We start from the raw sequence: 25,631 nt of genomic DNA, 5'->3' as shown, positions 1-25,631 counted from the left end.
GAGCTATGTCTCTTGCAGGTTTTTTTATTTATGAATTCACTCTCTAATCTTCCTTATTCCATACTGCACCCATTCTTCGTTCAACAGCTCAAGCGTCAAATCACTGGTTTGTCTCACAATCAGATCAGCATCAAGCATTGACTGTTCATGACCGACTCCCACCGCAAACATCCCGGCAGATTTAATTGCGGAAATCCCTGCTTCAGCGTCTTCTATTGCCGCACAATCAGCAGGGGAAACGCCGAGCAGCGCTGCGGCTGTTAGAAAGATTTCGGGATCGGGTTTTCCCTTCGCGAGAGCTGTCGGGTCAACAATGGCATGAAAATCATCCATAATCTCCAAACGTTTTAAAATCGCGGGAGCATTACGGCTTGAAGACGCTAACCCGATTTTTATATTTTCACCTTTTAATTCACAAAGAAACCTGCCGATTCCCGGCAAAAGATCTTCCGGCGTCAATTTGCTGATCAACATTTGATAGTATTGGTTTTTTTGATCCATAAGTGCTTGTTTCTCCGCATTTGTATACTTTGTTTGCGCACCGCCAATGATAAGCATGCTTTCAAGTGACTCTGCTCTGCTGATTCCTTTTAGGCTTTCATTCACACTTCTGTTAAAGGGAATATCGATTTGTTCTGCGATATGCTTCCAAGCGAGATAATGATATTCAGCGGTATCTGTTATCACACCGTCTAAATCAAAAATGGCCGCTTTCATATGCGAACGCCCATCACAGCTTCATAAGGTTCGAGGCACATGCGTTTTAAGTCAGCCGGCTCCTGCGGATAGTTGGAAATCAGCACTTTCCAATGCTCACGGGCCAGTTCAGGAGGCGCTTCGAACAGAGCCTTGTCTTCCGACAAATTCACAACGACGAGAAGCTTTTCCCCTTGGTATTCACGGAGATAAGAAAAGACTTGCGGATCATTCTCCTTCAGCAGCTGATAATCTCCATATATGATGGTCTTGTATTGCTTTCGTAATTGAATGAGCTTCTGATAGTGATAGAAAATCGAATCTTGGTCTTCCAAGGACTCCTTCACATTTATCTCTTGATAGCGGGAATTTACTGCTATCCAAGGGTCTCCGGCTGTGAATCCCGCATGTTTTTCGGCATCCCATTGCATCGGTGTTCTGGCATGATCCCTTCCTTTTTTCGTCACGGCTTTTAGAAACTCTTTTTCTGACATCGTTTTGTTTTCGACGACTAGTTCACGATATGCATTTTTTATTTCAAGATCGTCATACATCTCCAGCGGCATATCACTGTTAACCATGCCGATTTCTTCTCCCTGGTAAATAAACGGTGTTCCTTTCATACCGTGGAGTACCGTTGCAAATGCTTTTGCACACTGCTTTCGCAGCTTACCGTCATTGCCCCAGCGGGACATAACCCTCGGCTGATCATGGTTCTCAAAATACAAGGTATTCCAGCCGACATTCATTAATCCGGTCTGCCACCTTGTCATCGTCTTTTTTAAAGCAATCAAATCGAACGGCTTGATTTGCCATTTCCCATTTGGCGAGTTTTGTTCTGTATCAATATCCATATGTTCAAATGTAAAGATCATATTCAGCTCTTGCCTGCTTGCGTCTGTGTACTTTTTCGCCTCTTCAATATCAGAGCCGTTTGCCTCTCCGACCGTCATGCAGTCGTAATGAGAAAGCACTTCCTTGTTCATCTCCTGAATAAATTCATGAAGGCGGGGGCCATTCGAATGATAACGGCCGACGATATAGCTGCGGATGTTATCTGTTTCGTAGTTCGGAAAATCGGTATACTTGGAAATAGAGCCGATCACATCCATCCGCCAGCCGTCAACGCCTTTATCCATCCAAAATCTCATCACATCATAAACTTCCCGGCGCACCGCTTCATTTTCCCAATTTAAATCAGGCTGCTTTTTTGAAAAGTAGTGCAAATAATACTGTCCTGTCCCTTCATCAATTGTCCACGCCGGGCCTGAGAAGATCGATCCCCAATTATTCGGCTCTGAGCCGTCGGGTTTCGGATCTTTCCAAAAATAGTAATCCCGGTATGGATTGTCCTTCGACTTGCGGCTTTCAGCAAACCAGGCATGCTCATTTGACGTGTGGTTCACAACCAAATCCATGATGATTTTCATTCCGCGTTGGTGCACTTCATCAATCAGCTGAAACATATCTTCATTTGTCCCAAATTTTTCGTACATGTTTCTGTAGTCGCTGATATCATAGCCGTTGTCATCCTGCGGGGAATCAAACACCGGGGAGAGCCAGATCACATCCGCTCCGAGATGTTTGATGTAATCCAGCTTTTGAATCACACCTTGCAAATCCCCGAATCCATCTCCATTGGCATCATAAAAACTGCGCGGGTAAATTTGATAAACGACAGCTTCTTTCCACCATTCATTCATCAGGCGTGCTCCTTTCACATCGTCCATTTAGGACAACTGGTTCCTCATACACTTTCATGTGCAGCGGCTCGCCTTTTACAAGCTCAAAGACGGCGCTCATTTCATCAACCGTAATATTGATTAACCTGTTTCGATAATTGATTTTGAACGAATATCTGTCCCATTCTTTCGGCAAAAACGGGGCAAATGACAGCGTCTCATTCGCGATGCGCATGCCTGCAAAGCCCTGAACGATCGCGAGCCAGCTTCCCGTCATTGATGTGATGTGCAGACCTTCCTCCGTGTCATGATTATAATTGTCAAGATCAAGCCTTGCTGTACGCTTATATAATTCAAGCGCTTTCTTTTCCATCTTAAGTTCGGCTGCGAGAACGGCATGGACAGAGGGTGACAGGCTTGATTCATGAACAGTCATCGGTTCATAAAATTCAAAATTTCGCCGTTTTTCTTCCATCGTAAAACGGTCATGAAACAGATAAATGCCTTGAAGCACATCTGCCTGTTTAATAAAATTGGAGCGGAGAATCTTGTCCCAGGACCAATTCTGATAAAGAGGCCGCTCAGCTGGATCTAATTCATCCGCTGATCGCAGGTCTTTGTCCAAGAATGTGTCATGCTGAATGAAAATTTGCAGTTCTTCACTATACGGATAGTACATGTGCTGGATGATTTTTCTCCAGACGTTCAGTTCTTCTTCCTGCACATCAAGCAGGCGGCGTTTTTCCGCTGAAACCCTTTCGAGATTTTCCAATGTATATTCCAACGTCCAAGCCGCAATGACATTTGTATACCAATTGTTGTTGACATTGTTTTCGTATTCATTCGGCCCTGTGACGCCGTGGATCATATACTTGTTTTTTCGTTTCGAGAAGTGAACGCGGTCTGCCCAAAACCTGCTGACTTCCACAAGAACGTCTATCCCGTATTCCTTTATATAGTCATGGTCACCTGTATATTGGACGTAATTGCAGATCGCATAGCAAATCGCGCCATTGCGGTGAATTTCTTCAAAGGTGATCTCCCATTCATTGTGACATTCATCGCCTGTAAAGGTCACCATCGGGTAAAGTGCCCCTTTCATCCCCAGTTTGGTAGCATTCCGTTTCGCTGCCTCCAAATGATGATAGCGGTACAAAAGCAGGTTTTTCGTGACCTCTGGTTCGGCTGTCGCCAAATACATCGGAACCGCGTACGCCTCCGTATCCCAGTAGGCGGCGCCTCCGTATTTTTCGCCAGTAAATCCTTTCGGCCCGATATTCAAACGGGCATCGCCTCCATAATATGTCGAGAATAACTGAAAGATATTGTAGCGGATTCCTTGCTGAAGTTCCTCATCCCCTTTAATCTCTATGTCCGCTTTTGCCCACCTTTCCTTCCATTGATCAATGTGCCTTCGTTTTGCTTCTTCATATCCGTCTTCAAGTACACCCGCCAAAAGCTCCTTGGCATTCGATAAAAGCTCTGCCTCCCGAAAATCACGGGAAGTCGTGACAATAATAAACTTTTTCAAAGAAGCCTTCGTTTGGTAACTGTAGCGGTTCTCGACATACATTTCAGCTGTTTGATAGCTTTCATTGATAAAATCCTCTGTCACGTTTGCCATTGCGGCTGAAACGGTAAAACGAGGTGCTCCAAACGGATTTTCAATCGTTTTTGCCGCTAAATGACCGCTGTGAGAATCAGCCCCTTTCGCTTCTTCCTGCCAAAATTGTTCTTGGTAGTTCGAATCTTCATTTGCGACATTTCCGTCCAAGTAAGGAACAAGTGTAATGACAGCATCTTCTGTCAGGCACTCCGCTTCATAATGAATCGCGCAAAGCTCTTTTACGGCAAGGCTAATAAATCGCTCCGCTCTGATTCTAACGGTTTTATCCTGAATACGGACAACAGCGCTTCTCCGCAGAATCCCCTCTTTCATATTAAGTTCTACCTCAAATGATTCGATTGGGTTTTGGTAAAGGTCAACTTTTTCACCATCAATATATAAACCTATGCCAATAAAATTCATCGCATTGATCACTTTTCCGAAATACTCCGGATACCCGTTTTTCCACCAGCCTACTCGCGTTTTGTCAGGGAACCACACGCCTGCAATATATGTGCCTTGGTGACTGTCGCCTGAATAGCCTTCTTCAAAATTCCCTCTGACTCCCATATAGCCGTTGGCAAGAGAAGTCAGGCTCTCCTGCAGCCGTATATGTTCCTTTTGAAATGTATTTGTTTTGACTTTCCATTCATCAATCTCGAATAACCGCTGATTTATCATAATTTCCTCCCGAATGTAAGTTTCCATGATCACGGCGGGTTTTCGTCAAATATCTAAACGCAAAAGTGATCATCAAAGTAACGCCGCACGAATGGATCATCAATACAGTGATCAAGTTAAAATGAATCATACCGATAACAGCTGCGGCAAATGCCGGCAGTGCGGATGCGCAAACCGCCGCAGATGCCGCTTCCTTGAATGACGCAATAGAGATCATGTTTGATATTTTTGTGATCCAGAGGCCCCCCGCAAGAACAGCCGTTACAAATAGCTGAATCACAAAAATCACCGCATATGCCAGCATCATGATCATCGGCTTATATTGTGACAGCCACAATGTATCGATCAAAGCCTCTATATCATGGACGTTCGGTTTCTTAAACTCAGCATCCATTTTCGCATAGCCAACAGAAAACCCCGTTCCGTTCTGATCGGTGATCACCAGTTGATCGGATTGAAAGACGATGGCGTTATCAAATCCAGTTACATTCAATCGCCCATTTTCACCGTTTACCTGATATTCATGCTTCATATCAATCGCCAGCAAACTCTCTCCCTCTTCAATTCGATCAGAGCTCTTCCCGCCCGTCAGTTTTCCGTTTCTGATTTGATAACCTTGTAATTGATCAGCAAATTGATTATTAAGCTTTTGAATCGCTGACGGCATGAAAGATGTAACACTGAAGCGATCCATTTTCATAAACGAAACCGTAATCGGCGCCATCAAGCAGGCCGTTAAAAACATAAAGAGAAAACAGAGCTGCAGCCAGCTGAATGTATTCCCGTAACGGCAAACACCTGATGGAGACGCAGCCCCTTTTAGGCAGCGGATCATAAACCTTTCTTTTTGCAGATTCTTCATCGAATTACCCCTTTGTTCCGCCGGCTGTCAGCCCGGACACAAAGTTCTTTTGGAGAAAAAAGAATAAGACGCATATCGGCAATGCGGCCAGTATAGCTCCGGCTGCAAACAGGGCGACTTTTTGCTGCTGCGGATTTGAAATAAAGGACTGCAATCCTACAGCGATGGTCAGCCTTTCCGGTGAGCGGAGCAAAAACTTCGCCAGCAAATAGTCGCCGAACGGCGCCATGAACGCCCAAAGCGCTTGTACTGCAAGCATCGGCTTAACAAGCGGGAGAACAATTGATGCGAAAATCCTCAGATGTCCCGCTCCATCAATTCGCGCCGCTTCATCAATTTCTCTCGGCACAGTATCAAAATAACCTTTCATCAGCCACGTGTTCATCGGAATTCCGCCGCCGATATAGATCGCTGTCAAAAACCAGTACTGATCGAGTGCGCCTATCAGCATCGCTAGGACATAAAAAGCAGTAAGCGCTGCCATCGTCGGCACCATTTGAATGATGAGAAAGAAGACCAGGCTCTTTTTTCGGCCTGCAAACCGATAGCGGCTGTACGTATATCCGGCAAGCGTCACGATCGTAACCTGCAAGACCATGACCGATAACGCGATGATAAGTGTATTACTGTACCAATGAAGGTAAAGCGTCTCGTCAAATAGCCGCCTAAAATGATCTAAAGTCCACGAACCCGAAAAATCAAGCTGAAAAGCCGCCGCATTTCCCACATGGAAAGCGGATGATGCCGTAATCAGCAATGGATATATAATGACTATACTTAACAGCGTCAAAAATAAATAAGTACAGATTCTATTCAGCATTCTGGCCGTTCCCGCGTTCACTTACATAACCTCCTCATTGCCAAAAGCATTCGATTTTTTGAAAGCAATCAGGGAAATTCCAATGACAATGAAAGAAATTAACAGTGTAACAGCCGCCGCAACGGAATATTGCGGTGATGTGCCTGTTGTCAGTTTATAAATCCACGAAATTAAGATATCGGTAGACCCGGCCCCGGCTCCCGCGCTGCCCGGTCCTCCCTCATTAAATAAGTAGATAATCGAGAAATTATTAAAATTAAACGTATACTGGGTAATCATCACGGGTGCTGTCGCAAATAAAATCATTGGCAATGTAATATGTTGAAAACGCTGGATAAAAGTGGACCCGTCAATCTTTGCCGCTTCATACAGTTCACCTGGAATCGCCTGAAGCACTCCCGTTACCATGACATAAATATAGGGAAAGCCAAGCCAGGTCTGAATCATAATGAGGGCTGTCTTTGTCCAGAAAGGATCAGTCTTCCACGCGATCGCAGGCAGCTCTACAAACGGCAGGTGATTTAATAAAGGAATCACCTGTGCATTCACCGCCCCTATGCTGTCGTTAAATATGTTGGAAAAACTCATGATTGTAATAAAAGCCGGAACAGCCCATGGCAATAAGAAAATCATTCGAAATATCCGCTTGCCTTTTATAAAATCCTGATTAACGAAAAGTGCCGTCACGATCCCCAAAATGATTTGCAGCGTTGTCGCACAGATTGTCCAGATGATCGTCCAGCCAAGTACATTCAGAAATGTTTCACGATAGGAGCCGAGGAAAAAAATATTCAAGAAATTTTTAAAACCGACCCAGTCAATCAGACTGTTAGGCGGGATATGATAAAAATCATAGTTTGTACATGCAATAAACAGAGTCACCAAAACCGGAAAAATAATCACAAACACCATCATGATATACGCCGGCAGTGTAAATAAATATGGAAACCCTTTATCACCCGCATGACAGATCATATCCTTGGCCGTTGTATTGACTTCCAAACCCGCCGCTTTCATAGCGGCGATCTTACGCGAATCATAAATAGTAAAGATATAGAATACGAGGAAAATCACTGTCACGATCAATTGCAGCGTGCCTTCAATCAGCATAAACAGTGAGTGGTCAACACCGGGAACACTTCCCAATGTAATCAATCCGGTGAGCGCCTGAATACCGAAAACGTGTAATTCAAAAGCAAACAAGCCTGTGACGGCAAGAAACAAGATCCCCTTTAAAAACTGCTGATTCGCAATCTGCCCAAGTCCAGGAATGATTGATAAAAGCCCTGCCTTTCGTTTTTGCTTTGCAAGTGTGTGGTGTTTATTCATTTTTTCGCCCTCTATTCTTCCGGACGCTGTCCCGCCGTTTATTTCAGATATTTTTCTTTGATATTTTCCTTTATGACGTTTACAGCATCATTCGCTGACGTTTGCGCCGCTTTTTTTCCTGAAGCTGCGTCAAAAATCAAACTTTCCGCTCCTGTCCATACCTCAGCCATTTCCGGAATATTCGGAGTCGGTGTCGCTGTTTCATATTGTTTAATCACAGCTGACGCCAGCTCATTTTTTTGCTCATCCGCCTTCTTTCTCGCAGCTGTGTTGGCCGGAACTTCGTTTGTATTCTCATAAAAAGCGTAAGCATTGGCATCATTTGCAGCATACTCAAGCCATTTTTCAGCCAGTTCGGGTTCTTTTGTATATTTTGACGCAACCCATCCCTTCCCGCCGGCAAAAGGGGCATATTCTTCTCCATTTGGCAATGTCGGAATGGGAGCCGCTCCGTAGTTTAATTCAGCCTCTTTATAGTTGGCAGCTGACCAAGGTCCGCCGATGATCGCAGCCGCTTTGCCATCTAAAAACATCTGCTGAATAAAATCGTCTGCGCTTGAATTGTCCTGCATGCCTTTTGGCCAATAGGTTTTAAACCATTTCTCCGCATATTTCACCGCTTCTACAGCCCCTTTATTGTTTAGGCCGATGTCCCCGGAATCTGTGCCGTTTTTTCCAAATACATATCCGCCGTAACCGGCCAACAAACCGTACGACATATAAAAGTCAGTCCATTTTGCCAAAAATCCGGTTGATCTCCCTTTTTCCGAAGCAAACGCAAACCGGGAATCCTCTGTTAATGTTTCAAGATCTTTAAATGTTTTTGGTGCTGTTTGTAAGAGATCTTTGTTGTAATACAAAACAAGGGTCTCAATGACTAACGGCATTCCATACACCTTGCCGTCAACCGTTACTTGCTGCATCTCTTTATCTCCAAAACTTTTTGTGTGAGATGGCTTAATATCAAGCAAATGTCCTTGCTGGCCCAAACCGCCTATCCGGTCGTAGGCAGCGAGCATCACATCAGGTGCATTCCCCGCCGGGCCATCAAGAGGAAGCGCTTCCAACTGCTCAAACATTTGCTTTTCAACCATTTTTATTGTGACATCATTCTCCTTTTCGAATGTTGCTTTGATGCTTTCAATGTACTCTTTATAAGTTTCTTCAACAGATACAGTCAGTACCTTTTTGCCGTCAGAGCTTGCCGGATCTTTTGAACTTGAGCAGGCGGCAAGGCCGAATGTCAGGACTGATGCCGCCAATAAGACGAACCCCTTTTTAACAAGTATCATCCCTTTTCCCCCTTTATTTATGAATCTACAACAATTGTATGGTTCTCCAGAAAGCGGTTACAACATATTTTAACTTGTTACCGATAACAGAATTTAAACAGGGACGGCAACACCCAAAATAAAAAATTCTCCCGGCTGAACGGCAAAGACATCGTGATGATGAAGCGGCTGATCTGTCCATACATCGTAGATTTTCTTATTCCTTTCAATATTCAAATCTCGCAAACTGACATGTCGAGCCGCGTCCCCCTGGTTAAAGAAATAAATCAGTGTTTTTTCCTCAAGAGTCCGCGAAAAACGAATAAAATGGTTTTGGTCATCCAGCAGATTCCACTCAAGATGTCCCTCAGTCAATAAAGTGTTTTCCTGTTTGCGCAAAGCAATTAACCGTTTCATAAATCGCAGCATGTCTTGGTTCTGCTTCTCTTTTTCCCAAACCATACATTTCCGGCATAATGGATCATTTTCGCCGTCCAGCCCGATTTCCGTTCCGTAATAGATGCATGGTGAACCTATCTGGGCAAACATAAAGGCCAGCAAAGCGCGTGCTTTTTTCTCGTCATTGCGGCATCTGGTCAAAAGGCGTTTTGTATCATGGCTATCCAGTACATTAAACATCACCTCATTGACCTGCTTCATTCCATTCATCAAATGGGCATTTACACGGTGGGCCATACGCGAGGCTGGAATCGTCCCGTCAGCAAAATATTCAATCATAGGCTCTGTAAAGGGATAGTTCATCACCGCATGAAATTCATCTCCTCTAAGCCAAGGTTCGGCGGAATGCCAAATCTCTCCTACAATATAAACATCCGGCTTTTCCGCTGATACAGCTTGCCTGAATGTCTTCCAAAAAACGTGATCCACTTCATTTGCCACATCCAAACGCCAGCCGTCAATGTCAAATTCGCGAATCCAGTACAATGCAATATCTAGCAAGTATCTCTGTACTTCGGAATTAGCCGTATTTAGCTTCGGCATATCGGGTGTAAACGCAAACCTATCATAATTGTCTTTTTTGACAGGAAAAGAGTGAATATGAAACCAGTCTTTATAGCGTGATTGAGCTCCGTTTTTCACGACATCCTGCCACTGCGGAGAAGCGCTTCCTATATGGTTAAAAACAGCATCAAGCATAATTCTCATCCCCCGCTGATGAAGCTGGCTGACCAATGTGCGAAAAAGCTCCGGATCTCCAAAATGCGGATCAATAGAATAGTAATCCAGCGTGTCGTATTTGTGATTAGAAGGCGCGGAAAAGATCGGCGTTAAATAAATCCCGTTCACCCCTAAATCCTCTAAATAATCAAGCTTGTCAATAATCCCCTGCAAATCTCCTCCAAAAAAATCATTGACGTCCGGATCCTTGCTTCCCCACGGCAATGCATTCTCCGGTGACAAGTCTTCTCTTCCATTCGCAAAACGCTCCGGAAAAATTTGATACCAAACCGTTGATTTTGCCCACTGAGGCGCTTGGAATGTATCAGTCTCGTGAACAAATGGAAATTTAAAATAATAATGGATCGTCTCCAGCGTTTTTTCGTTATAAGGGCATACACCTGAACTTCCGAAAAAGATGTCTTCATGACGGTCTGTAACAACAAACGCATATTGCAGACGCCTAAATGGCGGCACCACTTCAGCAAACCAATAATCATGCATGTCTGTTGCGGCAATTTTCCTCATCGGCTGCTCGTTTGCCGACCACCTGCCGCCGTTGTACTCATAAGGATCACCCCAAATGAATCGAATGTGATCTGCATCACCTTTTTTTGTCCGAATCTTGATATGCACCGTCCGCCCGTCATAACAATAAGCATCAGAACTGAACGGCTGATGATGAATCGCTGCATATTCCATCATGTCTCCCCCTTTGAATTCCGTTTTCATTAGGCCGGCTCTTAGCTTGAAAGTATCATGATGAAATATCAGGAACAATCCTTTTCACCTTGTTACCGATAACAGAATAATTCGCTTACAGTGTTGATTCCCGTACAATCAACTCCGGTTCAAAAAATAGATTTCCTTGAGCGGCCCCGCCTTCATTCATTTTTTTCAGTAACATTCTCGCACAGGCTTCCCCCATTTCAACAACAGGCTGTCTGACCGTAGTCAACCGGGGCGAGGAGATGCGATCAAGAAAAATACCGTCATTCCCGGTCACCGCGACGTCTTCCGGTATTCGTTTTCCAAGCGATTGCACGGCACGAATGACGCCGAGCGCGATCCGATCGGATGCACAGACAAACGCGGCCTGATGATCCAGAGATTTCAGCACTTCTCTTGCAAGGCATTCACTTTTCTTAGAACTGTTGTCGATCCGAAATATTTTCGTTTTTCTAAAGCTTTCATTCATTGCCCGAATGTATCCCTGTTCTCTTGAACGTTCAAAAGGCTCATCTAAATCAATACCAATAAAGACAATTTCCCGCTCCCCCAGCCCCATCACATGGCGGGTTGCCATAAAAGTGCCTTTCTCGTTATTTACATCGATAAAATCATAGCCCATTTCATTTTGTCCAAATACGACCAGCGGCTTCTCAAAAGCTTTGATCACACCTTCAAAATCGGTCTTCCTCAAGCCGGTGGCAATAATGCCGTCGCATTGGCCAATATTGAGAGAGTTTCTTGTCACAAGCTGCAGAGCATAATGATTGCGATCCAGCTCCCGGCTGATTCCGGTCAGCAGGTTCATGTAATATGGTTCTGTCGTATCCATTTCCTCAAGAATCAACAGTTTGACAACCTGTGTTCTGTTTTGCACGAGCGCTCTTGCCGCATAATTAGGGATGTAATTCAGCTCTTTCATCGCAGAATGAACAAGCTTTTTCAATTCATCTGTCACCGTCTCAGGATGATTTATCACTCGTGATACCGTCATTTTCGAAACATTTGCTTTTTTTGCCACATCTGACAATGTTGCCATTTTCATCCCCTCCTTACCTGTGCATATTATCCAAACTAGTGAAAAAGTCCTTTATTTACAACTGAATAGACTAGCAGCAAAAAGAATAGAAAAAAGGAGATTTCCTTCAGGAAACCTCCTTTGTTGAAAAAACTCGATTTTTAGTTCATTTTCCACCTGAAATACTCCCATAGAATAGAGGATCAAGGCCGTGGATGCACGGCCGGACTCATAACAAATACGGCAGGTGGCTCACTTGAAGGCTCTTTTTTTAAATTTCCGTCCACTTTTTCTCTAAAATCGGATACGAGTAGTTTTGCATTTGCTCAATTAACTCATCCGGCCGTGAAGAGCTGTGGATCAGTTTAAGGTGCGAGTCGTTAGAAAACCCTTCCTGAATGCTGTATTTGATCATTTTCATCATCGGTTCAAAATATCCATTCACATTGTACAGTCCGATCGGCTTTTGGTGAATGCCGATCTGCGCCCAGCAAAGCACTTCAAATAATTCTTCATATGTACCGAAGCCGCCCGGCATGGCGATAAAGCCGTCCGCCAGCTCGCTCATTTTAGCTTTTCGTTCATGCATGCCGTTTACTTCAATCAGCTCAGTCAGGTTTTGATGGACAACCTCCCCGCTGAACAAACCGCTCGGCATGACCCCGATCGCAGTTCCGCCGTTTTCCATTATCGCGTCGGCGATTGCGCCCATCAAACCTACGCGGGAGCCCCCATAGACAAGGCCGATTCCCTGCTCAGCCATGTACGCACCTAGCTCTTCCGCTTTTCTTTTATACGCTTCATTTCCCCCCGGGTTTGAGCCCGCAAATACACAAATTGTTTTCATTTTGTCATCTCCGCATCTATATATCGTATCAAATGTTCAAAAAACACACTATATATTGTCCCACCTTCATGTGATAATATCAATATGAAATACATAAAGAATGCAGGAGTGATAATGTTGCAGCTGACTGATGCAGAGAAATGGATGAAAGATTTTTACGAAAAAAGAGGCTGGACAGAGTACGGACCGTTTATTCGAGTGAGCTTTTTAATGGAGGAAGCAGGAGAGCTGGCCCGGGCTGTCAGAGCATATGAAATCGGCAGAGACCGGCCGGATGAGAAAGAATCGTCACGAGCTGAGCAAAAACAAGAATTGATTGAGGAAATGGGAGATGTCATCGGAAATATCGCCATTCTTGCTGACATGTACGGTGTATCCTTAGAAGAGGTGATGAAGGCACACCAAGAAAAGCTGACAAAACGATTTGAGCATGCATAAAAAAGCGGCCGCAACGGCCGCTTTTTTTAACCTCTGATTTCATCATGGTGATCAAAGAAATGCTGTTTCCCTATTTTGTGAAATAGGCCTGTTTTATGCAGCAGTTCCTTCGGCTGCGATTGCAGTCCTACAATCATCAGCTTTCCGTTGTGGCGTTTAATTCGGTTCATAATGTTCCCTAGCACTGCTTCGGCCGACGTATCCATGTAGTGCACCTTATTCATGAGCAGAATAAGGGTCTTTGGCTTTTTCTGTACATGCTCCAGCAGTGAAGATTCAAGCGAATCAATTGACCCGAAAAACAGCGGTCCTTCTATGGCATACATGCTGACAGATGAGTCTTCTCTCTTTGTTGTCTTCGCCAAAAAAGGATGCGATTCCTGATTGTGGATGCGGGTTGCTTCACTCATCCTTCTGATGAAGAACACAAATGCGAGCAGCAAGCCAATACCCACACCGACGATTAAGTCAAACAGAACGGTTAGCGCAAAGGTTGCTGCCAAAATAAAGGAATCAGCGGTTTTCAGTCTCAGCATGTTTGCGACTTCCTTGCGCTCACTCATATTCCATGCAACAACCATGAGGATCGGCGCCATACTGGCAAGCGGCACATGGGATGCATAAGGCGCGAATACGAGCAGGACAAGAAGAACGACTACACCGTGAACAACGCCTGAAACAGGCGACACCGCTCCGTTTTTAATATTGGTCGCCGTTCTGGCGATCGCTCCTGTTGCCGGGATTCCGCCGAACAGCGGCGCAGCCATATTCGCAATTCCCTGGCCGACAAGCTCCTTGTTGCTGTCATGCTTTGAGCCCTTCATATTATCAGCGACCATCGCGGACAAAATCGACTCAAGGCCGCCAAGAAGCGCGATGACAAGGGCTGCCGGAAACAGCATGACCATTTTATCGAATGTAAGCTCAGGAAACTGAAATTCAGGCAAATGGCGGGGAATTTCTCCATATGTTGACCCGATCGTTGCCATGCGGTCAGGGAAAAAGACAACCGCGACCAATGTCGAAATAAGAAGCGCCAATAAAGCGCCAGGTACTTTAGGCATCACCTTGGCGAATACAAGCAAAATGACGAGCCCGATCACCGCTGTCAAAATGGCATACACGTTGAATGTGCCGAGATTCTGTGCAATTTCAAACATGTTGTGATGAAAATTCTCATGTTTCTCAATATTACTCAAACCAAGAAAATTAGCGATTTGCTCTGTAAAGATCAGCACGGCAATCCCGGCTGTAAAACCGACGATAACAGGTTTCGGCACGAATTTCATGATCTTTCCGAGCTTAAACAGCCCGAACAGCACCAGCATTACTCCTGCCATAAACCCTGCAATCAACAGGTTCTCAAAGCCGTACTGCATCACAATGCCAAATAGAATCGGGACAAAGGCGCCTGTCGGACCGCCAATTTGATATTTGGAGCCCCCAAACAAAGAAATACAAATCCCCGCCACAACAACAGTGTACAGCCCGTATTCAGGCTGAACTCCCGAAGCAATGGCAAACGCCATCCCTAAAGGAATTGCCACGACACCTACTACGATACCTGCAATCAAGTCTTTCTGAAATTTCTGTAAATTATAGGACTTGAATCTCCCTGAGAATCGCATATTTTGCTATAACCTCCCTTATGATTGAGTGTTTATGAGCTCAGTTTCAAAACCGTTAATGACGACATCAAGTTTTCCTGTTTCAGGGTGAATGACAAGTCCGTGAACCGGCACCTTTTTCGGCAGCAGCGGATGATGCTTGATCAAATTCACACTATGGGAAACGCTTTCTTCTACGCTGTGAAAACCAGTCAGCCATGTTTTCAAATCAAGTCCGGCGCTAGCCAGCAAGTTCAGGCAGCTTTCTTCCACTCCGCGTTCCTTTGCTTTCTCGAGAATCGAGGACGCATTCAGTCCCGACATCCCGCATTCATGGTGGCCGACAATGCACACCTCTTCAGCCTGCAATTCATAAATCGCGACCAGTATGCTGCGCATCACGCTTCCAAATGGGTGGGAAACGATGGCTCCCGCGTTTTTAACAATTTTAGCATCGCCGTTTTTAAGCCCCATTGCTTGCGGAAGAAGTTCGGTGAGCCTTGTATCCATACAGGTGACAATGACGAGCTTTTTTGAAGGAAATTTTGTCGTTTTGTACGGTTCGTACTTCTTCTCTCTGACAAACCGCTGATTGTGTTCCAAAATTGATGTTAAAGAAACCATTTGATTCATCTCCCATCCATATGATTTCGCAAGCCTTCTTACCCAGCTTACAGTAAGGAATTATAGCATAGGAATACGCCTCGAAAAGGCTTTCACAAAAAGACACTATAATTGAACTGTAGAATAAAAACAGAAACATTTATATCTTTCAAAGATAATAAAATTTATATTTATTGATCCCTATAATCTGGCTTCAACTCGATATGGATGATTTGTCTGACAAAAAATATAGGTGAATTCAGATAATTAAAAAACTTATTTAAGCCAATTTAGCTGTTCAGCCGGTCTTCATATCCATTTTAAGTTCAAAAGAACCAGAAATCAAAATGAACATAGCTATATTTTTAACATCTATTTATTTCCGATATAATAAAAAAGACAACAGCCATAAAGGGGGAGCCTTGTTGAAACCATTTGTATTCATCACAAAACCGATTCCTGAAGAGATTGAATCATTCATCGATGAACATTGCCGTTATGAAATATGGCAGGAAGATACGCTTCCGAGTGACGTGCTATTTGAGAAATTAAAAGATGCTGAAGGGCTTTTAACTACAGGAACGTCCGGACCGTCCATCAATCGTGAACTGCTTGAACATGCGCCAAAGCTCAAAGTGGTCAGCAACCAATCCGTAGGCTATGATAACTTCGATATAGAAGCGATGAAAAAAAGTGGAGTCGCCGGCACTCATACACCTTATACACTGGATGATACGGTCGCGGATCTGGCCTTTTCTCTCATTCTATCTTCCGCCAGACGTGTTGCCGAACTGGACCGTTTCGTCAGAGCCGGAAAATGGGGAACCGTTGATGAAGAAGCGCTTTTCGGCATTGACGTTCATCATCAAACGTTAGGCATTATCGGCATGGGCAGAATTGGCGAACAAGCCGCAAGACGCGCCAAATTCGGTTTCGATATGGAAGTGCTTTATCATAACCGCCATCGCAAACTAGAAACTGAAAACAGCATCGGCGTCGAGTACGCTGAGCTCGATACATTGCTCAAACAATCTGACTTTATTCTGCTCATTACGCCGCTGACTGATGAAACGTATCACATGATAGGGGAACGCGAATTTAAGATGATGAAGGATTCAGCAATTTTCGTCAATATTTCCCGGGGAAAGACAGTTGATGAAAAAGCGCTGATTCGCGCCCTGCAAGAAGGCTGGATCAGAGGAGCCGGCTTAGATGTATACGAAAAAGAACCTGTCACACAGGATAACCCGCTCTTACAGCTGGATAACGTGACACTGCTCCCGCACATCGGTTCAGCAACAGCAAAAGTGCGCTTCAACATGTGCAAACAGGCTGCCGAAAACATGATCGCAGCCATCCAAGGACAAACGCCGAAAAATCTCACAAGAGAATTTCAATAATAGAAAACATCCGGTCTGAAACAGACCGGATGTTAAAATGTGATATGTTGCAGAACAGCACGCTTATAGATGTAGCGGGTGACAAGATAGTATACTGCCTGAAACACAAAATAAATGAAGATGACCAATACAGCCTCCAGAAATAAGTTTGAATGCAGCATATTGCTTAACGCTGCATACGCAAAGCCTGCATGAATGGTACCCGCGATAAACGGGATGAAGAATAAAAATCCAATTTGTTTTCCAAGGATGGAGTGAATTTCTTTGTCCGTAATCCCTATCCTCTTTAACGCTAACACCTGCAATCTCGTATCCTCTATTTCCGTAAACATTCGCAAATACAGCATGCTTCCTTGCACGATAAAAAACAGCACGCTGACAAACATTCCTATAAACAGCGTTAATGCCACGGCCTGCTTTACAATCTGATAACTTGGAGCACGTGTTTGAAAATCAGATGTATGTTCTTTCGGCACCATGTTTTCAAGTTTTTCAGAGACATCCACCGTCTCCTGCCAATGCTCAAGCTCGTAACCTACCACTCTCATCTGTTCCTTCAGCGGCACATCCCGTGTCAGGCTGTCAAAGCTATTTTCGCTGACGACCAATAAACGGCTGACTCCTCCGACTGACATCAATATCCCTTTGTTTTCCTGCTTTTTCATGACATAGGAAAGTGTTTTTTCTGACTTCATATGAAATGCTGCTGTTTCCCCTTCTCCAAATGTATCTTTCACCATCATCTGAAAAGGAACATTGATAAACGCTTCATTTTCTTGTAAATGAATAACTGGGTAACCTTTTTCCTTTGCGACTTGATTATAGATTTTCTCTGAAATCAGCAAGGCTTCCGCTTCCATTTTCTTGTTTCCATACGGCAGGTCTGATTGAAAAGTGACAGGAATCCCTGTGGCATTCACCTTATACTTAATCTCAGCATCTGCTTTTCTCAGTGTGCTCTCCGCTCTCGCAGGCTCCATCACCTGAAAACGGGAAGCGTCTTTTTCCACCCATGCAACAGACTGAGGAATGCTTTGCTCCTGCTGCCTTTGCAAATCGGCATAAAACATATAGATGACACCTGTCGCTGTGAGTATAACCGCTGTAATGATAGAGGTTAAAAACAGCATGCTGGCGTGATCCTTCAGCCGGAAGATCATGTTGGAACGCACAATGATATTGGTGCCTTTATAGAAGCTGTGTTTCTTTCTGTACAGCATCCGGAAAAACGCCACACTGCTTTGGGTAAAAAAGAAATACGTGCCAATTAACACTAAAATCAGAATCGGAAAGACCCGAAACACCATGTCGATCACATTTGCAGTCGCAGCGAGATAATAACCTCCGCCGAGGCACAGCAATGACAGCGCAGTGAGCCATTTCGAATAGGCCGGCAAGCTTTTCGGCTTTTGAGCCGATTTCATCAACTCAATGATTTCCAGCTTGCGAATCCGCCCCAGCGATAAAATGAGCAGCGTCTGAAACAGGATGAGAAAGCCCGCAGCCGTCAGCACAAACGCTTTCGGCACAATGACAAACGAAATCGGCACCTTCACGCTGAGCATCCATGTCATGATCATAAAAAACAGCTTTGAAAATAACAGCCCTGCTCCAATACCTGCCGCAATCGCCGCAAGAGAGATCAGAGACTGCTCATAATAAATCATCTTGCGGAGCTGCTGTTTTGATGTTCCGAAAAGTGTCAGCAGCCCAAACTCTTTCTTTCTCGCCTGCAAAAACGCCGAATTCGAATATGAGATAAAAAATAGACAAAACACAATGATGACGACAAGGGCTGCGCTTAAGCACGTTTTGACAAGGCTTCCGCCATATATATTGTCTTCATTGACATCCGGATGAAAAATGAAAGATGTGAAGACAAAAAACACGGAAACGGCAAACACACAGCTTAAAAAGTAGGCGACATACCGTTGCAGATTCCCAAGAATGTTTTTACGGGCGATGGTTCTCAAATTCATGAAAATCGCCTCCCAACACACTCAAGGTATCCAATATACTTTGATAAAACACCTGTTGATTTGTCCCTCTGTGAATCTCTGAAAAGAAACGGCCATCCTTAATAAAAACAATCCGTTTACAGAAGCTCGCCGCTGTCGCATCATGCGTGACCAATAATATCGTCGCTTCTTTTTCTTCATTCAGCTGAGCCAGCGTGTTCATCACTTGCTTTGCCGATTTTGAATCAAGATTTCCTGTCGGTTCATCAGCTAGAATGAGCGCCGGATTGTGAATAATAGCTCTGGCGCAAGCGGCCCGCTGCTGCTGCCCGCCCGACACCTCGTATGTCCGGTGGTCGAGAATATGCTTAATTTGCAATGCATTGGCCAATTCATCCAGACGGGCTTCCATTTCTTTTAGCTTTACCTTATCCAGTGCGAGCGGCAGCAGAATATTTTCCCGAACCGTCAGCGTATCAAGCAGATTAAAATCCTGAAAGACGAAGCCGAGTTCTCTTCTGCGAAACAGAGCCAGCTCCTGATCCTTTAACGCTTTCGGCTGAATGCCGTTAATCATCATCTCACCCTGGGTCGGCTTATCAATGGTGGCCAGCAAATTCAGAAGCGTGGTTTTTCCGCTTCCCGACGGCCCCATAATGCCGACAAATTCTCCTTTTTCCACACTGAGGTCAAAGTCGCTGAGCGCTTGATATGATATCGTTCCTTTATTTGAATAGTACGTTTTCGACAGGTTCGTTGTTTGTAACACGTTCATGTTCTGCTCCTCCTTTTTCTTTATTATAAAAAGGAAGTCAGCAGCCTCCCATCGAACTTTCTTGCAATTCCGCGCTCCAACCTTACAATGCTGTCACATTCACTAGGGTGTCACTTGAAAACACGATGGTCATCACCGTGCCAGCCCCTTCTTTTGATTCCGCATACAGCTGGTGGCCAAGCCGGCTGCATACCTGTTTTGCTAAATAAAGACCCATTCCCGTTGCCTCTTTCATGCTTCGTCCGTTTTCCCCGGTAAAAAACGCGTCAAAAATCCGCGGCAGATCCTGCGGCGGTATGCCGATGCCTTCATCAGCAACCGACAAACGCGTCTCACGCCCCTGCGTTTCTATCCGGATTGTAATATGGTCTCCCACCCCTTGCTTTGAGTATTTCAAGGCATTGAAAAGGATTTGCTCGACGACAAAGGAAAGCCATTTTTGATCACTGGAAATCTGAACGGCGTTTGGCGGAACATGTAATGTTGGAAAAAGGCGCCGTTTGATAAACTGCCGTTTTTCCTGATTAATAAGTGAACGGACCAGCTCGGCCACATCAAAGGTTTGCGGCTTTACATCAAATGCAAATTCCTCCAGCCGGGCTGTTTGCAGCATCATATCAAGACCGTGGCGAAATCTCTCATTTTCATCCTCAAGCTCCTCTAAAAACGTCGGAAAAGAAGAAGAGGCTCCGTTTTTTCCTTCTTGAATCATTAAGGAAATAACAGAAACCGGTGTTTTCATATGGTGGACCCACTGATTGGTGAAAGTATAATGCTGTTTTTGCTGATTCATATATTGTAAGAGCCTGCCTTCGTATTGCTGCCCGAGTGTGTTGATCATTTTCGTCCAAAGCGCCTGCTCTCGAGTTCTTGGGTTTCGGGCTTTCAAAGCCTGTCCGATGTCATTCGAAGAAGGCGCTCGTTCTGCAAGCTTTTTGACATAAGTCAGAAAGGAAAATTGCCGAACATAATCAGCAGCAAAACCGGCGGCTAAAAGAACACCCGGCAAAACCCATATGTACATCATATTTTCTGCGGGAGGTTCTGCGCCGCTCTCTATGATGCTTAAATACGCAATCAACATGGCGGCCCCTATCCCTAATAATGAAAATAAAATAATAGCTAAGCGGTCGATGAGATACGTCTTTAACACTCCGGTTCATCCTTCCGATTGACTTGAAATTGATAGCCTTGTCCCCTTATCGTTGAAATGCAATCTTTCAGTCCTGCATTCTCCAGTTTTCTCCGCAGCCGATTGACATTGACCGTTAACGTATTATCATCCACAAAATCAACGTCATCCCATAAAGCCTCCAATAATTCATCACGAGAGACAATTTTTTTATGCTTTTTCACGAAAATAGATAAGAGCTGAAATTCTTTTTGTGAAAACAAGATGCGGGTGCTGTTCCACTCCGCCTCATTCTGATCCGGATAAATCGTGAGCCCGCCCAGCTCCATTATTCTTGATTCCTGTGACAAAGAGGGCGAGTATTCACCATATGTGCGGCGCAGGACGCTTTTGATTTTGGCCACCACTACCTCTAAATGGAATGGTTTCGTGATATAATCATCGCCGCCATTTTCAATCGCCATCACCTGATTCATTTCATCGGTTCGTGCCGATATAAAGATAATCGGCGCATTGGAAATGGTACGGATTTGCCTGCACCAATAAAACCCGTCAAAAAAAGGCAGATTAATATCAAGCAGGACAAGATCCGGCTTCATTTCTATAAATTCATATTTTATATCATTCAGCTGTTCAGCCATTTTTACTTCATATCCGTATTTTTGAAGATGACCGCCCAGCAAAGAAGCAATGCGTTCATCATCTTCCACAAGCAAAATCCGATACACGTTTATCCCCCTTATATTCTGGACGAAGATTTTTCTAGAAGATTCCAAAATTATTATAGCATGTGACGGGATCGTAAATCGGTCTTTTTCTACTCGTTATGGTAGAATAAAAAAGGAAAAAACTTCTTGATAAGCAGGTGTCATTATGAAGAAAATCATGCTCTTTGTCACCATTACGTCAATTCTTTCAGCATGTCAGCCGAACTATACCGGAGAATACATAGAAATTGGAGATTCACTAACTGAATACACCAAACAGTGCTTTAAAGAGCATCAAATTCCTTATCAATATGAAAAAGGGAAATTGTATATCCCGGAAGATGCATTTGATGTAGTAATCAATACTTGTTCATAAGAAAAAGCTTGCAGACATGCTGCAAGCTTTTTACGTTACAAAAAATGAGTATTTAATTTCTCTTCAAACTCTGAAGAGACAATATCACTTTTTTGGCTCTCTCCGCCGTTTTCCTGAATCGTCAAATGGCGCTCAGACATGACCATCCGTCCGCTCGGCGTCAGCTTTGAGGCGAGCGGTGATTTGTTAAAAGGAGATTTTTCATGAGAGTGTATCATGTCCTTCATGTCATCTAAATCACCCGGATCGCTCTCATCAAGGGTAAAGGCGTAACCGATTTGCCAGCCTTCCCCTTTATCCATCAACAGAACATGGCTGCCCATTTCTGTCTTTTCTTCTTTCACTCGAAATGACCCGACAGGTGACTGTACCGTTTCGCCGGAAAGCGGTATCGGCTGGAGCGCCAGGTTGATGCCGAAGCCGATATCTAAGATATAATCACCTTTTTCCGCAGACAGCAATACAGCGGCATGCGTTCCGTCTAACGCCCACTCTTCTTGATGCCCTGCATAAACCGTCCCCCGAATGAGCTTCACATGAAACCCGGCCTCCCGCAGGACAAAATAAAGGAAACCATTTAAATCGTAGCACAGACCGCCGCGCTGTTCTTTGACCAGACGGCGCCATAGCTCTTCTTTTGTTACCTTATAATCCTCATTTGCGAGTACGGCACGATTTTCAAATGGGAAACGGTATGCCATTGCTTCGAGAAAAAGGGGGAGATCGCCGAAGCTGACATGGTCTTTCTCCCAGCCGATTTTCTGAAAGCAGTCATTTAGAAAGTCACTCATCTTTATCACCTAAACTTCTTCTTGAACATAAGCAGCCAGCTTTTCCAGCGCCTCTTGTTCGTCTTCTCCCTGGGCAATCAAGGTCACCTCAGTGCCTGTGCTTACGGCAAGGCTCATCAGTCCCATGATGCTTTTTGCGTTTACTTTTTTCCCATCCTTCTCAAGAAACACATCTGACGTAAACCGGTTTGCTTCTTGCACAAACAAAGCAGCAGGACGCGCCTGCAGTCCTGTCTTTAATCGAACTTCCACTTTCTGTTGAACCATAAGATCTCCCCTTTTCTTTACGGTTATTTTAAAGTGATGGTTTGCCCTGTCCGCAGCTGTTCCGCGATTTCATCAAGTTTTCTCAGCCTGTGATTGATCCCTGATTTGCTGATTTTTCCGCTTGTTACCATTTCCCCTAGTTCTTTCAGCGTCACTTCCTGATAATCAATCCGCAGCTGCGCGATTTCCCGAAGTTTTTCAGGAAGTGCATCCAGGCCGATCCGTTCATCGATGTATTTAATATTTTCCACCTGTCTGAGCGAAGCGCCAATCGTTTTGTTTAAGTTGGCTGTTTCACAATTAACGAGGCGATTGACCGAATTTCTCATATCCCTGACGATTCTGACATCCTCAAATCGCAGAAGAGAATTGTGGGCGCCGATGACGTTGAGAAATTCGGTAATCTTTTCAGCCTCTTTTAAATAGGTAATATAGCCTTTTTTACGTTCGAGCGTTTTGCTGTTTAACTGAAACTCATTTAACAGGTCGCATAATGAATCGTTATGCTCCTTATAAAGAGAGAAGATTTCTAAATGATACGAGGAGGTTTCCGGGTTATTGACCGAACCTCCCGCCAAAAATGCCCCTCTCATATAAGAGCGTTTGCAGCATCTCTTTTTGACCAGCTCTTCCGAAATACTTCGTTCAAACACAAAATTCTTCTCAAGTATTTTTAAATCCTCTAAAATCGCTTTTGCATTTTCGGAAAAACGCACAATATAGACGTTATTCTTTTTCAGCCGCATTTTCTTTCTGACCAGAAGCTCGACCGACACATCATATTGTTTTTTCAGCAATGTATAGATGCGGCGGGCAATCGCCGCATTTTCGGTTTGAACATCAAGTACGAGATGGCGGTTTGTAAATGATAATGCTCCATTCATCCGGATAAGAGCAGACAGCTCTGCGTTAATGCAGCAGTCTTTCACTTCCAGATTCGTTAATTCTTTTTTTGTTTCCGATGCAAATGACATATAGCCACCTCATTTCAAGGCTTCATTCTTTCAGTAAATCGACAAGAAGAGAAGCCACTTTATGTGTATCGTGACGAATTACGTCATTTTTATACGTTACGATTTGATCTCTGATGACTTCCAGCTCCATCGCTTTCAGCTCTTCGATATCAAAATCAACAGGGCGCGCCGATTCCATTTCGTACTTACGTTTGATTTCGTCAGGAATGTCTTCGCTGTTCACTAATATCGTATCAATAAAACCGCAGCCCATATGCTGATTGAGCGCTTTCACGTGATCAGCAGCGGTGTAATGAAGCGTTTCGCCGGGCTGAGTCATCACGTTGCAAATGTATACCTTTTTCGCCTGCGCCTTTATCACTTCTTCCCCGATTTTTGGGACGAGCAAATTGGGAAGAATGCTTGTATAGAGGCTTCCCGGGCCGATGATAATCAAATCCGCTTCCCTGATTACGTCTATCGTTTCCGGCAGCGGGTCAATATGTTCAGGCGTGAGAAAAACACGCTTAATGCGCTGTCCGTAAGCCGGAATCGTGGACTCGCCTGAAACCACGCGGCCGTCTTCCATCTGAGCATGCAGAACGACACTGGCATTGGCAGCCGGCAAAACTTTTCCTCTTACATTCAGCACCTTGCTCATTTCTGTGACAGCGTGAAAAAAATCACCGGTTATATTTGTCATCGCTGCCAAAATCAAATTCCCGAGAGAATGGCCTGTTAAGTCATTCCCCTTATTGAAGCGGTGCTGAAAGAGATCTTCAACAAGCGGCTCCACATCGGATAAAGCGGCAAGCACATTTCTGATGTCTCCGGGAGGCGGAATTTTCAGTTCATTCCGCAGACGGCCAGAGCTCCCCCCATCATCGGCAACTGTCACAATGGCCGTAATGTCAACTGGTTTATGCTTTAAGCCTCGAAGCAATACAGAAAGACCCGTACCCCCGCCAAAGATTGCGATTTTCGGTTTTTGTCCCATCTTATTTCCGGCTTCTCTTTTCAATGTCCCGGTGAGTAACATGAGTATAGTAATCCTTCTTGAAATAATCAGCTAAATGTTCGGCAAGTGTCACAGAGCGGTGCTGGCCCCCTGTGCAGCCGATCGCAATGACGACCTGGCTTTTTCCTTCTCTTTTGTAAGATGGAAGCATAAAGCTCAGCAGATCGATCAATTTTTCATTGAACTTCTGCGTTTCATTCCACTTCATGACGTAAGAGGAAACCTCTTCATCCTTGCCAGTCAGCGGCCGCATGCTTTCGATATAATAAGGATTCGGCAAAAATCTGACATCAAAGACGAGGTCTGCGTCAATCGGGATACCGTATTTAAAACCAAATGACATGACATTCACAGTAAATGTTTCTCCTTGGTTTGACGCAAAGTGATTTACGATTTTTTCACGCAAATCACGCGGCTTCATGTCTGACGTATCATAAATCATTTGAGAGCGGCCTTTTAATTCCTCAAGCAGTTCACGTTCCAGGCCGATGCCTTCAAGCGGAAGGCCAGTCGATGCCAGCGGATGTGAACGTCTCGTTTCTTTATATCTCGTGACGAGAATGGAATCCTTCGCGTCCAAGAATAAAATTCGCGGTGTAATCCACGGATTTTCCGCCATTTCATCCAGCGCTTCAATCATTCGGTCAAAAAATTCACGTCCTCGCAAATCCATCACAAGCGCAACCTTGCTCATTTTCGAATTTGATTCCTTCATCAGCTCTAAAAATTTCGGAAGTAATGAAGGCGGAAGATTATCGACGCAGAAATAGCCGAGATCTTCAAAGCTTTGAATGGCGACAGTTTTTCCCGCTCCCGACATTCCGGTTATAATGACAAGCTGAATATCATGTGATTCACTAACACTCATCTAACTCCCCCCTGACTT

The 25,631-nt window shown here is 44.4% G+C and carries 24 protein-coding genes; 3 read left to right on the top strand and 21 right to left on the bottom strand.

Annotation, left to right across the window (positions count from 1 at the left end):
• Positions 1–36: 36 nt before the first annotated feature.
• From pgmB to ACY3LV_RS13170, 10 genes are all read right to left on the bottom strand, one after another.
• The gene (gene pgmB, locus ACY3LV_RS13215) at positions 37–717 is read right to left on the bottom strand and encodes a beta-phosphoglucomutase (RefSeq protein WP_148962702.1); all 681 of its coding nucleotides are present in this window, start codon (positions 715–717) and stop codon (positions 37–39) included.
• The gene (locus ACY3LV_RS13210; protein WP_464863935.1) at positions 714–2,399 is read right to left on the bottom strand and encodes a glycoside hydrolase family 13 protein; all 1,686 of its coding nucleotides are present in this window, start codon (positions 2,397–2,399) and stop codon (positions 714–716) included. The genes pgmB and ACY3LV_RS13210 overlap by 4 nt, the downstream gene beginning before the upstream one ends.
• Positions 2,392–4,665, bottom strand: coding sequence for a glycoside hydrolase family 65 protein (locus ACY3LV_RS13205; protein ID WP_333560939.1), 2,274 nt, complete (start codon positions 4,663–4,665; stop codon positions 2,392–2,394). The genes ACY3LV_RS13210 and ACY3LV_RS13205 overlap by 8 nt, the downstream gene beginning before the upstream one ends.
• The gene (locus ACY3LV_RS13200) at positions 4,637–5,527 is read right to left on the bottom strand and encodes a DUF1189 family protein (protein ID WP_333560940.1); all 891 of its coding nucleotides are present in this window, start codon (positions 5,525–5,527) and stop codon (positions 4,637–4,639) included. The genes ACY3LV_RS13205 and ACY3LV_RS13200 overlap by 29 nt, the downstream gene beginning before the upstream one ends.
• A 4-nt stretch (positions 5,528–5,531) precedes the next feature.
• Entirely contained in the window at positions 5,532–6,368 is an 837-nt protein-coding gene (gene mdxG, locus ACY3LV_RS13195) for a maltodextrin ABC transporter permease MdxG (protein ID WP_333560941.1), read from the bottom strand.
• Complete coding sequence (gene mdxF, locus ACY3LV_RS13190; RefSeq protein WP_333560942.1) at positions 6,369–7,676, bottom strand: maltodextrin ABC transporter permease MdxF; 1,308 nt, start codon at positions 7,674–7,676, stop codon at positions 6,369–6,371. It lies immediately after the preceding gene.
• A 38-nt stretch (positions 7,677–7,714) separates the two neighbouring features.
• Positions 7,715–8,968: an extracellular solute-binding protein gene (locus ACY3LV_RS13185; RefSeq protein WP_464863934.1), complete on the bottom strand. Its 1,254-nt coding sequence runs from the start codon at positions 8,966–8,968 to the stop codon at positions 7,715–7,717.
• Between the two features lie 93 nt (positions 8,969–9,061).
• Positions 9,062–10,831 carry a glycoside hydrolase family 13 protein gene (locus ACY3LV_RS13180; protein ID WP_464863933.1) on the bottom strand — a complete coding sequence of 590 codons (1,770 nt, stop codon included), beginning with the start codon at positions 10,829–10,831 and terminating at the stop codon, positions 9,062–9,064.
• A 112-nt stretch (positions 10,832–10,943) separates the two neighbouring features.
• On the bottom strand, positions 10,944–11,894 hold the full coding sequence (locus ACY3LV_RS13175) for a LacI family DNA-binding transcriptional regulator (protein ID WP_148962696.1): 951 nt from the start codon (positions 11,892–11,894) through the stop codon (positions 10,944–10,946).
• 250 nt (positions 11,895–12,144) lie between these two features.
• Positions 12,145–12,720, bottom strand: a complete 576-nt coding sequence (locus ACY3LV_RS13170; protein ID WP_333518104.1) for an LOG family protein — start codon at positions 12,718–12,720, stop codon at positions 12,145–12,147.
• A 117-nt stretch (positions 12,721–12,837) separates the two neighbouring features.
• Here ACY3LV_RS13170 and ACY3LV_RS13165 point away from each other — a divergent pair, with 117 nt between their 5' ends.
• Positions 12,838–13,158: a MazG nucleotide pyrophosphohydrolase domain-containing protein gene (locus ACY3LV_RS13165; protein ID WP_087993786.1), complete on the top strand. Its 321-nt coding sequence runs from the start codon at positions 12,838–12,840 to the stop codon at positions 13,156–13,158.
• Positions 13,159–13,184: 26 nt separating this feature from the next.
• Here the strand turns inward: ACY3LV_RS13165 and ACY3LV_RS13160 are convergent, their stop codons facing one another.
• The gene (locus ACY3LV_RS13160) at positions 13,185–14,786 is read right to left on the bottom strand and encodes a SulP family inorganic anion transporter (RefSeq protein WP_464863932.1); all 1,602 of its coding nucleotides are present in this window, start codon (positions 14,784–14,786) and stop codon (positions 13,185–13,187) included.
• 18 nt (positions 14,787–14,804) lie between these two features.
• Positions 14,805–15,398: a carbonic anhydrase gene (locus ACY3LV_RS13155; protein ID WP_333560944.1), complete on the bottom strand. Its 594-nt coding sequence runs from the start codon at positions 15,396–15,398 to the stop codon at positions 14,805–14,807.
• Between the two features lie 392 nt (positions 15,399–15,790).
• Here ACY3LV_RS13155 and ACY3LV_RS13150 point away from each other — a divergent pair, with 392 nt between their 5' ends.
• Positions 15,791–16,768: a D-glycerate dehydrogenase gene (locus ACY3LV_RS13150; protein WP_333560945.1), complete on the top strand. Its 978-nt coding sequence runs from the start codon at positions 15,791–15,793 to the stop codon at positions 16,766–16,768.
• Between the two features lie 32 nt (positions 16,769–16,800).
• Here ACY3LV_RS13150 and ACY3LV_RS13145 read toward each other — a convergent pair whose 3' ends face one another.
• From ACY3LV_RS13145 to psdR, 4 genes are all read right to left on the bottom strand, one after another.
• Entirely contained in the window at positions 16,801–18,747 is a 1,947-nt protein-coding gene (locus ACY3LV_RS13145) for an FtsX-like permease family protein (protein WP_333560946.1), read from the bottom strand.
• A complete protein-coding gene (gene psdA / locus ACY3LV_RS13140; RefSeq protein WP_148962690.1) occupies positions 18,722–19,501 on the bottom strand; it encodes a lantibiotic ABC transporter ATP-binding protein PsdA in 780 nt (259 codons plus the stop codon). The genes ACY3LV_RS13145 and psdA overlap by 26 nt, the downstream gene beginning before the upstream one ends.
• Positions 19,502–19,583: 82 nt before the next feature.
• Positions 19,584–20,654, bottom strand: a complete 1,071-nt coding sequence (locus ACY3LV_RS13135; protein WP_333560947.1) for a HAMP domain-containing histidine kinase — start codon at positions 20,652–20,654, stop codon at positions 19,584–19,586.
• Positions 20,648–21,361, bottom strand: coding sequence for a two-component system response regulator PsdR (gene psdR, locus ACY3LV_RS13130; protein ID WP_333560948.1), 714 nt, complete (start codon positions 21,359–21,361; stop codon positions 20,648–20,650). The genes ACY3LV_RS13135 and psdR overlap by 7 nt, the downstream gene beginning before the upstream one ends.
• A 145-nt stretch (positions 21,362–21,506) precedes the next feature.
• On the opposite strand from psdR, the gene ACY3LV_RS13125 reads away from it, so the two are divergent.
• Positions 21,507–21,716, top strand: a complete 210-nt coding sequence (locus tag ACY3LV_RS13125; protein ID WP_148962687.1) for a hypothetical protein — start codon at positions 21,507–21,509, stop codon at positions 21,714–21,716.
• Positions 21,717–21,751: 35 nt separating this feature from the next.
• Here ACY3LV_RS13125 and ACY3LV_RS13120 read toward each other — a convergent pair whose 3' ends face one another.
• From ACY3LV_RS13120 to rapZ, 5 genes are read right to left on the bottom strand one after another with little or no spacing between them, the layout of a single operon-like run.
• On the bottom strand, positions 21,752–22,516 hold the full coding sequence (locus tag ACY3LV_RS13120; RefSeq protein WP_333560949.1) for an arylamine N-acetyltransferase: 765 nt from the start codon (positions 22,514–22,516) through the stop codon (positions 21,752–21,754).
• Positions 22,517–22,774: an HPr family phosphocarrier protein gene (locus ACY3LV_RS13115; protein WP_003219835.1), complete on the bottom strand. Its 258-nt coding sequence runs from the start codon at positions 22,772–22,774 to the stop codon at positions 22,517–22,519.
• A gap of 23 nt (positions 22,775–22,797) precedes the next feature.
• Positions 22,798–23,748: a DNA-binding protein WhiA gene (gene whiA / locus ACY3LV_RS13110; protein ID WP_464863931.1), complete on the bottom strand. Its 951-nt coding sequence runs from the start codon at positions 23,746–23,748 to the stop codon at positions 22,798–22,800.
• Between the two features lie 22 nt (positions 23,749–23,770).
• The gene (gene mgfK, locus ACY3LV_RS13105; RefSeq protein ID WP_087993798.1) at positions 23,771–24,724 is read right to left on the bottom strand and encodes a gluconeogenesis morphogenetic factor; all 954 of its coding nucleotides are present in this window, start codon (positions 24,722–24,724) and stop codon (positions 23,771–23,773) included.
• Between the two features lies 1 nt (position 24,725).
• Entirely contained in the window at positions 24,726–25,613 is an 888-nt protein-coding gene (rapZ, locus tag ACY3LV_RS13100; RefSeq protein ID WP_087993775.1) for an RNase adapter RapZ, read from the bottom strand.
• Between the last annotated feature and the right edge of the window lie 18 nt (positions 25,614–25,631).

This window comes from Bacillus sp. 11C (genome assembly GCF_055486375.1).
Note: the sequence above shows the minus strand (reverse complement) of the source record. Positions and strands in the feature narration are given on the sequence as shown.

Bases quoted from the DNA above. Each gene is read 5' to 3' on its own strand.
- pgmB (WP_148962702.1), bottom strand. From the start codon at position 717: ATGAAAGCGGCCATTTTTGATTTAGACGGTGTGATAACAGATACCGCT.
- ACY3LV_RS13210 (WP_464863935.1), bottom strand. From the start codon at position 2,399: ATGAATGAATGGTGGAAAGAAGCTGTCGTTTATCAAATTTACCCGCGC.
- ACY3LV_RS13205 (WP_333560939.1), bottom strand. From the start codon at position 4,665: ATGATAAATCAGCGGTTATTCGAGATTGATGAATGGAAAGTCAAAACA.
- ACY3LV_RS13200 (WP_333560940.1), bottom strand. From the start codon at position 5,527: ATGAAGAATCTGCAAAAAGAAAGGTTTATGATCCGCTGCCTAAAAGGG.
- mdxF (WP_333560942.1), bottom strand. From the start codon at position 7,676: ATGAATAAACACCACACACTTGCAAAGCAAAAACGAAAGGCAGGGCTT.
- ACY3LV_RS13185 (WP_464863934.1), bottom strand. From the start codon at position 8,968: ATGATACTTGTTAAAAAGGGGTTCGTCTTATTGGCGGCATCAGTCCTG.
- ACY3LV_RS13180 (WP_464863933.1), bottom strand. From the start codon at position 10,831: ATGATGGAATATGCAGCGATTCATCATCAGCCGTTCAGTTCTGATGCT.
- ACY3LV_RS13175 (WP_148962696.1), bottom strand. From the start codon at position 11,894: ATGGCAACATTGTCAGATGTGGCAAAAAAAGCAAATGTTTCGAAAATG.
- ACY3LV_RS13170 (WP_333518104.1), bottom strand. From the start codon at position 12,720: ATGAAAACAATTTGTGTATTTGCGGGCTCAAACCCGGGGGGAAATGAA.
- ACY3LV_RS13160 (WP_464863932.1), bottom strand. From the start codon at position 14,786: ATGCGATTCTCAGGGAGATTCAAGTCCTATAATTTACAGAAATTTCAG.
- ACY3LV_RS13155 (WP_333560944.1), bottom strand. From the start codon at position 15,398: ATGAATCAAATGGTTTCTTTAACATCAATTTTGGAACACAATCAGCGG.
- ACY3LV_RS13145 (WP_333560946.1), bottom strand. From the start codon at position 18,747: ATGAATTTGAGAACCATCGCCCGTAAAAACATTCTTGGGAATCTGCAA.
- psdA (WP_148962690.1), bottom strand. From the start codon at position 19,501: ATGAACGTGTTACAAACAACGAACCTGTCGAAAACGTACTATTCAAAT.
- ACY3LV_RS13125 (WP_148962687.1), top strand. From the start codon at position 21,507: ATGAAGAAAATCATGCTCTTTGTCACCATTACGTCAATTCTTTCAGCA.
- ACY3LV_RS13115 (WP_003219835.1), bottom strand. From the start codon at position 22,774: ATGGTTCAACAGAAAGTGGAAGTTCGATTAAAGACAGGACTGCAGGCG.
- whiA (WP_464863931.1), bottom strand. From the start codon at position 23,748: ATGTCATTTGCATCGGAAACAAAAAAAGAATTAACGAATCTGGAAGTG.
- mgfK (WP_087993798.1), bottom strand. From the start codon at position 24,724: ATGGGACAAAAACCGAAAATCGCAATCTTTGGCGGGGGTACGGGTCTT.
- rapZ (WP_087993775.1), bottom strand. From the start codon at position 25,613: ATGAGTGTTAGTGAATCACATGATATTCAGCTTGTCATTATAACCGGA.